This is a genomic window from Candidatus Obscuribacterales bacterium (assembly GCA_036703605.1).
GTDB lineage: Bacteria > Cyanobacteriota > Cyanobacteriia > RECH01 > RECH01 > RECH01.
In genome coordinates, this window is the sequence record DATNRH010000152.1 from 1 (window position 1) to 11,185 (window position 11,185).

Sequence of the window (11,185 nt, forward strand, 5' to 3'; positions counted from 1 at the left end):
CCCCCTCCTTAAGCATAAAATCGCTTGAGGCGACTACTCTAGAGGAAGCATTTGACTTATGGCTACCATTACGTTTGTCAACGAACAACAGGAAGCAATTGTCGCGGATGGCGCAAATTTGAGACTCAAGACCCTCGAAAATAATATCGATCTCTATAAATTTACCGGCAAGCTGCTGAACTGCGGCGGCTATGGGCAATGTGGCACCTGCATTGTAGAAGTTGTGGACGGCATGGATAATCTCTCCCCCCGCACCGAAGCCGAAAAGCGCAAACTGAAGCGCAAACCCGATAGCTATCGCCTAGCCTGCCAAACCCTGGTCAATGGTGACGTGAGTATCCGCACCAAGCCCTAGCCTGGCGTTGATCACGCTGGGTGTGGCATTTCCATACCCAGCTTTTGCCTAGGTTTTTGACGACTCATCTAAAAACATCTAGAAAACTAATAGAAACCTGCCTGAGCAAGGTCACTTCTGATCAGGTGGAATGATATTCTTAACCCTAGGTCTATAAAATAAGCTGTGCTTTAGAGAGGCTAGATTGAATGGAAACTAATGATCTTGGGTTCATTGCAACGATTCTATTCGTGCTAGTACCCACCGTCTTCTTATTAATTCTTTACATTCAGACAGCGAGTAAGCAATCCAACGATTCATGATGGATCGTCGTTTGCAGGTTACGGTCATGAATCAAAGGTATTGAATTTGGCCCAACTCCTGTCTAGCATTGGGGGAGATTTTGTCCTTCAATGCTTTTTTTCTTGGATTGTGGTCTTGGATTGTGGATGGGGTGAGCAAGGCTATGTCGCTGATTGTGCAGAAATATGGTGGGACATCCGTTGGAACGGTCGAACGGATCCAAGCGGTTGCCAAACGTGTCCAGAAAACCGTGGTCCAAGGGCATTCGGTGGTGGTGGTGGTCTCTGCCATGGGCAAAACCACTGATGGATTGGTGAAACTCGCCCACGATATCTCTGCCCAGCCCAGCCGCCGCGAAATGGATATGCTGCTCTCTACAGGCGAGCAGGTCTCGATCGCCCTCTTGAGCATGGCGCTTCAGGAATTGGGGCAACCGGCCATTTCTCTCACAGGGGCGCAGGTGGGCATTGTCACCGAGGCAGAGCATACCCGAGCCCGCATTCTCAACATTGACCCAGAGCGAGTTGAGCGCTGTTTGCTTGACGGTAAGGTCGTTGTGGTTGCCGGCTTTCAAGGCATCAGCAACAGCACAGATTTAGAAATTACTACCTTAGGGCGGGGCGGATCCGACACCTCCGCCGTGGCCCTAGCCGCCGCGCTGCGGGCCGATGTTTGCGAGATCTATACCGACGTGCCGGGTATTTTGACTACCGATCCGCGCTTGGTGCCCGATGCTCAGCTCATGGATGAAATCACCTGCGATGAAATGCTAGAGCTGGCCAGCCTTGGAGCCAAGGTCTTGCATCCTCGGGCCGTGGAAATTGCCCGGAACTATGGGGTCATGCTGGTGGTGCGCTCTAGCTGGACGGATGAACCGGGCACCAGGGTTGTCTCACCGTTCAACGAAGGGCGATCGCTAGAGGGCTTAGAAATCGCCCATCCTGTCGATGCCGTAGAACTCGATACCAACCAAGCCAAGGTTGCCTTACTGCGCGTGCCAGATCATCCAGGCATTGCCGCTCGTCTCTTCGGAGAAATTGCCCTGCAGGATTTGGATGTGGATCTGGTCATTCAGTCCATCCATGAGGGCAACACCAACGATATTGCCTTTACCGTCACCCAGTCGTCCCTGAATCAAGCCGAAGCGGTGGCCGAAGCGATCGCTCCCTCCCTCCGCAGTCATGACGCTGCCTTAGATGAAGCCGAGGTGATGGTACAGGCACAGATGGCGAAGGTGAGTATTGCCGGAGCCGGCATGATTGGCCGCCCCGGTGTGGCGGCGCAGATGTTCACCACCTTAGCCAAGGCAGGAGTGAACATTCAAATGATTTCCACCTCGGAAGTGAAAGTGAGCTGTGCGATCGCCCGAGACGACTGCGATCGCGCCGTGGAAGCCCTCTGTGATGCCTTCCATATCGCCAGTTCGACCCTAGCCTCCCATTCCTCAACCCCCGTCCCTGAAGCGGATTTTCCCCCGGTACGCGGGGCTGCCCTCGATCGCAATCAGGCCCGCTTAGCCGTGCGCTCTGTTCCCGATCGCCCCGGCATGGCCGCCCAGATCTTCACGCGCTTGGCCCATCATGGCGTCAGTGTAGACATGATCATTCAGTCCCAGCGATGTCGTCTTCTAGACGGGACGACCACCCGCGACATCGCCTTCACCGTCACTCAAGCCGATGCCGAGATGGCTCAACAGGTGCTGCGGGCCGATCAGGCGGAGCTAGGCTATGGAGAAGTGCTCGTTGATCCAGCGATCGCCAAGGTGAGTGTGGTGGGCATGGGCATGGTTCATCGTCCTGGCGTGGCTGCCAAAATGTTTCATGCGCTGGCCCAGCAAGGTATTAATATCCAGATGATCGCCACGTCAGAAATCAAGATTAGCTGCCTAGTTTCTGAAGATGAAGGCGTCCAGGCTCTGCAAGCGGTTCATGCCGCCTTTGGGCTCTCCGGTAGTCAACGAATCCAGGTTCCTGCCTAGCATCCCTTACAGCACCCCGGCGACTAGACATCGCGGTATGAAACCAAACTCACCCACGCGGGTTCAACCTATCCTAATCTCTACATGTCCTGGCCCATCTGACTCCTGCTATACATTCGGGAACCGTGAGTCCGACAACGATGAACGTGCCATGAACAATGCCCCGTTTTAGATCAACAGTCAGTCATGCTTGCGTCTGCCCCTAGGCTGACCAAACTTCCTGGAAATCTGCGTATAGCGTCAGCCCCCCATCGATATACAGTGTTTGTCCGGTCATGTAAGCAGCTTCATCAGAAGCCATAAAGGCCACCGCTGCCGCCATCTCTTCTGGCGTGCCCGCGCGACCCATGGGAATATGACTCTCTACAACAGCTCGTTTGTCTGCATCCTCCGTCCAATCATCGTTAATGGGAGTTGCAGTCGCTCCGGGGCCAATGCCATTAATCCGAATGTTCTGGTTTGCATATTCTAGGGCTAGGGTTTTGGTGAGATTACCCATGCCCCCTTTACTGATGGAATAGCTGAGATAGTGGGGGCGAGGAATCACCTCATGAACGCTAGAAATATTGATGATAGAGCCAGGGCGCTGGTGGTGAAGCAGGTGCTTGATGGTTTCGCGGGCACATAGAAAAGCACCCCGCAGGTTAACATTCAGCACCCAGTCAAAGCTGTCTACATCTAGATCATGGGAAGGACTTTCGGTTTGCACCCCTGCATTGTTGACAAGGATATCGAGCTGCCCAAAGTGTTTAACCACCTGGTCTACCACAGCCACCACATCAGCCTCTTTAGACACATCCCCCTGCACCAGCAGGGCTCGCACGCCGCACTTTTCTACATCATCACAGGCCTGTTTCATAGCCTCGTCAAGGGTATCTTGGGCTCCACCTGGGCTACTGCGGTAGTTGATCGCTATGTTGCAGCCCTCCTCTGCTAGACGAATGGCGATCGCCTGCCCAATGCCCGAAGAGGCTCCCGTCACCAAGGCTGTTTTATCCCGAAGTCCCTTCATGTGTTCACATTAGATTGCCGATGACTAACCATACAGCGCAAGCTCGCCCACGGATCTCTACCCAAGGACTGATCACGAAAAAGGCAATCGGCTAGAGAGACAACTAACCCCATGCTCGCTATCTTTTTGTCCTCAAGACACGCGCTGTGAGCTGCATACATCAGAGATAGTGTAGAGTCTGTTACTGAGCGATATGGTCTCTGATTGCGTAGCCCCCTTTGCCAGGCACCCCTAAGTCTTAGCGAGCAATCTCTGCCATTTCAATCACTCGACCGTCGTAATCCTTCACCAAAAAGTTCAGCGGTTCATCGCGACGAATTTTATGTTTGAGCCGACGAGTTTGCACTCGCAACAGCAGTTGTTCAAGACAGTCATGATCAAAACACACATGGCGCTGGCGGTTTTTATGCCCCAAGCTCGCCCCCGAAATGATATGAAGCTGGGTATTTTTCTTAAGCTGATACCATAGACCCTCTGTGTTGTTGAGGGTGGTGGCTGGAGAGGTGAGATTCGCCGTTGAGAGGTAGAGCGGATCGGTGGCAGCCCCCAGAGTTTGTTCATAATTGTAGTAATACTGGAGGGGTACATCGGCAGCCGGTAGGTCTAGCATCCCCTCATAGAACAGCTTAGCCAACTCCAAATCCGACACCATCACGGTGTATACCTTAGGGGCACTGGTCAAAAACACCCACATCGCTCCGGCATAGGCAACCAGCAGCATCACCATGATGCCTTGGGTTGACAGGATACTATCGAGGGGAAATACCCCAAGCAGCATCGACGAATGGAGCCCTAATAAACTTTCTGCAAGCGTCATGAATTTTATTCAGTCATACAGCAGTGGACGATCTCAGACGGTGCGTGACGATTCAACGTATCGTTTGGGAACGGCTGGCTGTTGCCAAACCCCTACAGTCACTAAGTTCAGCAGCGATCCTTTAGCGATCTTTGATGGATTCCTAGAGATCCGTCACCCGCCTTTACAGTTTTAATCTCTAGTTTACCAAGGCAAACCGGGTGTGCGGGTGAGGAATTTAGCTTGAAGGCTGACAATATCTAGCATTCACTTGATTTACAAAAAATCACAAGCTATCAAGCATGGGGGCTCGCCCCTGCTAGGATGCCACCGTTGCGGGGTCAGACAGCAGTTCCACAAACTGGATAATGTCTTTGCGAGGATCAACATAACTCGCTTTCACTTCCACATGATCCCCGAGTTCCACCTCTCGTTTAAAGCGCATCGCTAACTCTAAACCTAAGTCTTCAATGAGGATCAGCCCTAAATTGTCCTGTTCTCGCAGCCATCGTAAGATCAGCGCCGACCAAGACTGATTGGGATGGCGACGCAGGTATTCTAGCCCCCAGTAGCGATTGGTCTGCCGCTCCACCAGCGTAGACTCGTAGGCTGTAGAACTCACCGACAACAGCATTTCTTCCAGTTCCTTCGCGGCAATCGGAGGTGTATCGCCCCGTAGGTGGGCTTTGATCTGAAAGTGGGCAATCAGGTCTGTGTAGCGACGAATTGGAGACGTCACTTGGGTATAGGTATCCAAACCCAAGCTAGCGTGGCGAATGGGCGAGATGCTCGTCTCACTTCGGGGCATACAGCGCCGCACAGCGCATTCCCGCACCAATCCTGGCGGCAGCTGCATCAACTCATCATCGGAAGGCAGTTCGGGCTGGGGCTGGCCACGAAACGGTAGGGGCAGTCCGTGAGCTTGACCATAGCGACCAGCCACTTCCCCTGCCAAAATCATCATCTCAGCCACCAAACGGCGAGCTAGAGAATCATCCAGCACTTGAATAATAATTTCGTCTTCCTGCACCCTAATGGACGACTCTGGCATCCGAATGCAGATAGCACCTTGGGATGTACGCCAAGCTTGACGTACATCGGCCCAACGGGCGATCGCTTCTAGCTCAGCCTCAGCCTTCACCCCGAGTTCCAACATCTCATCCACATCATCGTAGGTGAGGCGATAGGTGGGACGCACGCGGCTGGGGGCAATGGTGTAGTCCATCACCTCACCCGTCTCATCTAGAATCACCCCGAAGCTTAGAGCATTGCAAATCTCGCCCTGCACCAAGCTCATGGGTCCGGTGGCTAGCTCCGAGGGAAACATAGGCACCATCCCCGTCGGTAAGTAGACGGTGGTGCAGCGACGGCGGGCTTCTAGGTCAATATCATCGCCCAAGGACAACCAGCGGGTGGGATCGGCAATGTGAACCCAAATGCGCTGAATGCCGGTATCTAATGTTTCTAGGCTCAGGCCATCGTCAATCTCACTCGTGCTTTCATCATCAACGGTGTAGGTCTTTAGATGAGTCAGATCGAGTCGATCCGGATCTGTATCGGGCGGGGGAGATAGCAGACGGCTATGAGCCATTTCGACAACCTTGCTAGGAAACTGCGTGGGGAGCTGACTGCGCCGCACAAAGAGGTTTTCGTGCGGATCCCAAAGCCGCAGATCAACCAAAAGTTGAAATGCCGCTTCAGCCGTTTCGGCGTAGCCCACCCCTGCTAGTATCTCCAAGGCTGCAGTTGGGTGAATCGCTTCATCCCCTAGGGTTGCAAATCGCTCTAGACTTTCTATCCGAGGGCGATCGCTCTTTTGCCATTCTACCGGCTCACCCTGCAGGGCTTGCTGAATCCTTGCATAAAATGACTCTCGCTCTTGGGCCCGCTGGCTGGCCATGGTGAACTGATGCTTGAGTTCTGCCACTTGGCTAGCGGAGCGTGGCTCGTAGCGATCGCCCTTTTGCTTAAAGTACAGCTTGTCATCGGATAGTAAACAGTGAGCTGCGTAGCACAACTCAGGGGTTTGGTCAGAAAAAAGCAGCAGGGCCATCTCGGATGGATTGACTGTTTCCCCATCCTCTACGAGAAGTTCCCAGGCAACTTCTAGACTAGAGGGATCTAGGTAGGACTGGATGCCGGCCCAAAACGCTTCCAGTTGGTCAGCTTTATAGGTCTGCCCGGTAACCTCATAGGTCACCTGGCGAGTATGCAGCGTATGGGATAGCCCTCGATCATCGACAACCACCCATTTTTTTCCTTCAGCGTGGTCAACCACCCCAAGACGGCGATCGCCACTAACTCGAAACTCAACTAGAGTGCCCTTATCCATAGGTGAGGTTGCCGAGGGATTGCTGATTGACCGATATTGACTGCATCAAGCGTGATGAAGAAACAACAGGGATGGCTGCTCAAGGGCTGCCGACTTACCTAGATTACACCTCACCGGGCTCCTAACCAGAGACAACAGGGCACCTAATATCACCCCATAGCCTAGGCAGCCTAGCCTTCGCGGTTGATAAATGGCAAAAGAGCCAGAATGCGCGATTGCTTAATTGAGCGGGTGAGCTGACGCTGCTGCTTGGCGGTGAGGCCGGTGATGCGACGAGGCAAAATTTTGCCCCGCTCGGTGACAAACTTACGGAGCAGATCCACATCTTTGTAGTCAATGGGATCTTTGGGGTTAATGGGAGAAACGCGACGACGATAATATGCCATGGGTATACGATTACTCAGTCCAATCAATCAACACAGAAAATATCAGTTCAAAATAGGTCAGCCGCTGACCCAGCATTACTTGGTTTCTTTATGAACCGTATGCTTGTTACAGTGCGGACAATATTTCTTCAGTTCCAAGCGGGCAGTGGTGTTCCGCCGATTCTTGGTGGTGGTGTAGCGAGAGACGCCGGATGACCGTTTGTCGGGGTTGGTGCGACATTCCGTACATTCCAGCGTAATAATGAGACGAGCGCCTTTAGCAGCCATAGTTTTGCGACAACGAGATTACGAGACGAGAATAATTACAGACACAAATTTCAATTATTTCATACGATGGCGGTTCTGTGCAATTCCTAGCACTCTTTCTCCACAATTCACGAGATCACCTGCTCCTTCACGGAGACCCAGTGACCCGAGAATGCCCCGAGAGGATCAATGCCCTCCCATCCTACGGGTGAGCCCCCATCTATATCAAGTCGCATGGCCTCTGGTCTAAGCTTGCTGACGATACTCTAACGAGTCCCAACCTTACATCCTAACCCCAGTCTTAATCTCACGAGGAGCGACCCATTTCTATGCTGATGCCCGTTAACCAAGCCGAAGCCAAAATTCTTGACTTAATGACCCCTCTCGACGCTAAGCGGGATAGTGAATCCGTATCGCTGCTGGCTGCCGATGGGCGCATTTTGGCGGAGGACGTCGTTAGTTCCCTTGATTTTCCCCACTGGGACAATTCGGCCATGGACGGGTATGCCGTACGGTTTATGGATACTAAAACGGAAGGTACGGGCAAGCCAGTGTCCCTGACCATTACCGAAGAGATTCCCGCAGGCTACCTTCCCCAGAAGATTGTAGGCGCGGGGCAGGCAGCCAGAATTTTCACCGGCGGCATGATCCCTGAGGGAGCCGATACCGTGATTATGCAAGAGCATACCCAGCGCGAGGGCGATCGCATTTTTATCATGGAACCTCCCAAACGGGGAGACTTCGTGCGGCGGCAGGGCGCGTACTACAAAGCCGGGCAAACCTTACTGCGGGCCGGCACGCGTTTAGGAGCAGCAGATATTGCTGTGCTGGCGGCAGCCCAATGCCCTCAGGTGCAGGTGTATCGGCGGCCGCGGGTGGCAATTTTGTCCACCGGCAATGAGCTGGTCTCCCCAGAACAACCCTTACAGCCGGGGCAGATTGTAGATTCCAACCAATATGCCCTAGCTGCATTGGTACAGCGCACCGGCGCAGAGGCGATTTGTTTGGGCATTGTGCCTGATGATCCCGATCAGCTCAAGGCAGCGATCGCCCAAGCAGTGGCCCAGAGCGATATGGTGCTCTCCTCCGGCGGCGTCTCCGTTGGGGATTATGACTATGTTGATCGGATTTTGGCAGACCTGGGCGGCACGCTCCACATTCGCGCCGTGGCCGTCAAACCTGGTAAACCCCTCACCGTTGCCACCCTAGAACGAGACGGGCGATCGCACCTATACTTTGGGCTACCGGGTAATCCAGTATCAGCGCTGGTGAGCGTCTGGCGCTTTGTGCAGCCGGCCCTACGCAAACTCTCGGGCATCACAACCGATTGGCGTCCCACCTTTGTCATGGGGCACCCCAGCCAACTGCTCAAGTCGGATGGCAAGCGGGAAACCTATCTCTGGGGCTCTACCTACTACCTGAATGGAGCCTACGAATTTAACCTGGCGGGCGGTAGCCATAGCTCCGGCAACTTGATCAACCTAGCTCAGACCAATAGTCTTGCCATCATCCCCATCGGCCAGAAACAGATTCCCATCGGCGGTTCAGTGCGGATCATTCTGCTGGACTAGTCATCAACGTTGTGTCGGTCAATCAAGACCTAGGATCCAGTCCAAACCATCACCTAGAGTTCACCCCAGCTCTCAGTCGGACTCTACCAGCTTCAGCTTCAGCGATCGCTGCAATTCAGCTAACTCATCCCGATGCCCAGTGACGGTGACCAAACTGCGGGTGTCGGGGGAGGATGGATCATCTAGCGCGACGGTCTCCACCTTCAGGTACACCGTTTCCGGGCGGGCCGACTTTTTCCAATAGAACACCCCTGCCAAGGGTGCCAAGGCCACTAAACCAATCGCCCAACCCGCCGTTGCCGGCACCAGCATAGCCAAGACCAGGGCTAAGCACAGAAACCCCACCGCCGCCAAGAGCGTCAGAAATACAGCCAGAAAAATACTTGGACTGACAAAACCTTCATAGGTGACTTGTTCCGTCTCCGCATCCACCGCCGTAATCACATAGGCGCGATCGCTGAAATAGCTCTGAAGCGATTCCAGCAAGGTCTCTTGGGGCTGGTCAGCCAGCAGTTGACTCACCTCAATCCGGTCCTTGGTGGAAGCGCGGATGAAAAACAATAGCCCGATCGCTAGTAAAACGGTCAAAAAGGCGGTAGAAGGCAAAATGGGGTTATCCATAGAAAGCTCCCAGGGATGAACAAAAGCGATCGCTCTTAGGTGTAGACACAGTTGCATCTTTACATTACTTTACGCAAATGTGGCATTGAATCCAATCAGCGGAGGGCGATCGCTAAAGCGAGGTGCGATAATTTAGGCTGCATTCACGAAGTTTACGTCCCACGTCCAGAATTACACGTCCAGAACAAGAGCGATCGCATATGAAACGGTGGAAGAGTTGGAAACGGTTCAGCATATTTGCAGTCCTAGGCATCCTGCTCAGTGCGTTGCTTGGCTGTAGCGGCACGCCGTCTGGGCAATCCGCTGATGGTCGTCAAGAAATTGAGTTTTGGACGATGCAGCTCCAGCCCGACTTCACAGACTATTTCAATACCTTGATCGCCGAGTTTGAGTCCGACAATCCCGACCTGACCGTGCGCTGGGTGGATGTGCCTTGGTCAGACATGCAAAGCAAAATCCTCACGGCCGTGTCCGCCGGTACAGCTCCAGACGTGGTCAACCTTAACCCCGACTTTGCCCTCCAGTTAGCCGGCCGCAATGCCTGGCTAGATTTGAACGAGCAGGTGCCTGCTGAGGTACAGCAACAGTATCTATCCAAGATTTGGCAAGCCAATAGCCTCAATGGTCAAAGCTTTGCCCTCCCTTGGTACCTAGCCACCAGTATCACCATTAGCAATACGGCCATTCTAGACGAGGCTGGCATGACCACCCCGCCCAGCACCTTTGAGGAACTCGCTGCCGCTGCCGCCCAAATCAGGGAGCGCACCGGTAAGTACGCCTTTTTCGTCTCCTTTGTGCCAGAAGACTCTGCCGAAGTGCTGCAATCTTTTGTGAAAATGGGCGTGCAGTTAGTCGATGAGCAAGGGCAAGCAGCCTTCAATACACCTGCAGGGCTTGCCGCCTTTGACTATTGGGTCGCCCTCTATAAAGACGGCCTCCTGCCCCGTGAAGCCCTGACCCAAGGACATCGCCGCGCCATTGAACTCTACCAATCCGGGGAAGTAGCCTTGCTATCTACCGGGCCCCAATTTCTCTCGACGATCGCCACCAATGCTCCCGCGATCGCTGCCACCTCCATCGCTACACCCCAGATCACCGGCACCACTGGCGCTAAGAATGTTGCTGTGATGAACTTAGTCGTCCCCCGCAGTACCGATAATCCCGAAGCAGCCGTGAAGTTTGCCCTCTACGTCACCAACGACGCTAATCAACTCGCCTTTGCTAAAGAAGCCAACGTGCTGCCTTCCACAATAGCCGCCTTGGAAGACGAGTATTTTACCCAAGTTGCTGATGATGCAGCCCCAGCCGATCAGGCGCGGGTGGTGAGCGCTAGCCAAATGGACGAGGCGGAGGTGTTGCTGCCTCCGCTTGAAGACATCAAGGTACTGCAAAAAATTGTCTACGAGAATCTGCAGGCTGCGATGCTTGACCAGAAGACCGTTGAACAGGCGATCGCCGATGCAGAACAGGCCTGGAACCAGCGTTAGTTATCGAACTTCATGTTGGCTGGGTCTCCATGGGACTATCCATCACCAGACGGGAGGCGCGATCGCCCTCAGCGCTTAGCTCCAGATATCGGTAAAGATATTCGGAGGTGATGCCGTGG

General features: G+C 53.7%; 10 protein-coding genes. 4 read left to right on the forward strand and 6 right to left on the reverse strand.

Going from position 1 to position 11,185, the window contains the following annotated elements:
* The first annotated feature begins 58 nt into the window (after nucleotides 1–58).
* Both V6D20_03135 and V6D20_03140 read left to right on the forward strand, forming a co-directional pair.
* Nucleotides 59–355, forward strand: a complete 297-nt coding sequence (locus tag V6D20_03135; protein HEY9814787.1) for a 2Fe-2S iron-sulfur cluster-binding protein — start codon at nucleotides 59–61, stop codon at nucleotides 353–355.
* A gap of 382 nt (nucleotides 356–737) precedes the next feature.
* Nucleotides 738–2,615 (forward strand): aspartate kinase, encoded by a 1,878-nt coding sequence (locus V6D20_03140; protein HEY9814788.1) that lies wholly within the window; start codon nucleotides 738–740, stop codon nucleotides 2,613–2,615.
* Between the two features lie 202 nt (nucleotides 2,616–2,817).
* Here the strand turns inward: V6D20_03140 and V6D20_03145 are convergent, their stop codons facing one another.
* The 5 genes from V6D20_03145 to rpmG all read right to left on the reverse strand — a co-directional run bounded on the left by V6D20_03145 (nucleotide 2,818) and on the right by rpmG (nucleotide 7,408).
* The gene (locus V6D20_03145) at nucleotides 2,818–3,627 is read right to left on the reverse strand and encodes a glucose 1-dehydrogenase (GenBank protein HEY9814789.1); all 810 of its coding nucleotides are present in this window, start codon (nucleotides 3,625–3,627) and stop codon (nucleotides 2,818–2,820) included.
* 238 nt (nucleotides 3,628–3,865) lie between these two features.
* On the reverse strand, nucleotides 3,866–4,444 hold the full coding sequence (locus tag V6D20_03150; GenBank protein HEY9814790.1) for a hypothetical protein: 579 nt from the start codon (nucleotides 4,442–4,444) through the stop codon (nucleotides 3,866–3,868).
* Nucleotides 4,445–4,742: 298 nt separating this feature from the next.
* Nucleotides 4,743–6,755 (reverse strand): ribonuclease R family protein, encoded by a 2,013-nt coding sequence (locus V6D20_03155; GenBank protein HEY9814791.1) that lies wholly within the window; start codon nucleotides 6,753–6,755, stop codon nucleotides 4,743–4,745.
* A gap of 170 nt (nucleotides 6,756–6,925) precedes the next feature.
* The gene (gene rpsR, locus V6D20_03160) at nucleotides 6,926–7,141 is read right to left on the reverse strand and encodes a 30S ribosomal protein S18 (GenBank protein ID HEY9814792.1); all 216 of its coding nucleotides are present in this window, start codon (nucleotides 7,139–7,141) and stop codon (nucleotides 6,926–6,928) included.
* Between the two features lie 75 nt (nucleotides 7,142–7,216).
* Entirely contained in the window at nucleotides 7,217–7,408 is a 192-nt protein-coding gene (gene rpmG, locus V6D20_03165) for a 50S ribosomal protein L33 (protein HEY9814793.1), read from the reverse strand.
* Nucleotides 7,409–7,716: 308 nt separating this feature from the next.
* On the opposite strand from rpmG, the gene glp reads away from it, so the two are divergent.
* Nucleotides 7,717–8,958: a gephyrin-like molybdotransferase Glp gene (gene glp / locus V6D20_03170; protein ID HEY9814794.1), complete on the forward strand. Its 1,242-nt coding sequence runs from the start codon at nucleotides 7,717–7,719 to the stop codon at nucleotides 8,956–8,958.
* A gap of 72 nt (nucleotides 8,959–9,030) precedes the next feature.
* Here glp and V6D20_03175 read toward each other — a convergent pair whose 3' ends face one another.
* Nucleotides 9,031–9,636, reverse strand: coding sequence for a cofactor assembly of complex C subunit B (locus V6D20_03175; GenBank protein HEY9814795.1), 606 nt, complete (start codon nucleotides 9,634–9,636; stop codon nucleotides 9,031–9,033).
* 143 nt (nucleotides 9,637–9,779) lie between these two features.
* Between V6D20_03175 and V6D20_03180 the strand changes: the two genes are divergently transcribed.
* Nucleotides 9,780–11,066, forward strand: coding sequence for a sugar ABC transporter substrate-binding protein (locus V6D20_03180; protein HEY9814796.1), 1,287 nt, complete (start codon nucleotides 9,780–9,782; stop codon nucleotides 11,064–11,066).
* The last annotated feature ends 119 nt before the right edge of the window (nucleotides 11,067–11,185 follow it).

What these genes read in the sequence shown, in the direction of transcription:
- V6D20_03135 (HEY9814787.1), top strand. Translation starts at nt 59, where the DNA reads ATGGCTACCATTACGTTTGTCAACGAACAACAGGAAGCAATTGTCGCG.
- V6D20_03145 (HEY9814789.1), bottom strand. Translation starts at nt 3,627, where the DNA reads ATGAAGGGACTTCGGGATAAAACAGCCTTGGTGACGGGAGCCTCTTCG.
- V6D20_03150 (HEY9814790.1), bottom strand. Translation starts at nt 4,444, where the DNA reads ATGACGCTTGCAGAAAGTTTATTAGGGCTCCATTCGTCGATGCTGCTT.
- V6D20_03155 (HEY9814791.1), bottom strand. Translation starts at nt 6,755, where the DNA reads ATGGATAAGGGCACTCTAGTTGAGTTTCGAGTTAGTGGCGATCGCCGT.
- rpsR (HEY9814792.1), bottom strand. Translation starts at nt 7,141, where the DNA reads ATGGCATATTATCGTCGTCGCGTTTCTCCCATTAACCCCAAAGATCCC.
- rpmG (HEY9814793.1), bottom strand. Translation starts at nt 7,408, where the DNA reads ATGGCTGCTAAAGGCGCTCGTCTCATTATTACGCTGGAATGTACGGAA.
- glp (HEY9814794.1), top strand. Translation starts at nt 7,717, where the DNA reads ATGCTGATGCCCGTTAACCAAGCCGAAGCCAAAATTCTTGACTTAATG.
- V6D20_03175 (HEY9814795.1), bottom strand. Translation starts at nt 9,636, where the DNA reads ATGCAACTGTGTCTACACCTAAGAGCGATCGCTTTTGTTCATCCCTGG.
- V6D20_03180 (HEY9814796.1), top strand. Translation starts at nt 9,780, where the DNA reads ATGAAACGGTGGAAGAGTTGGAAACGGTTCAGCATATTTGCAGTCCTA.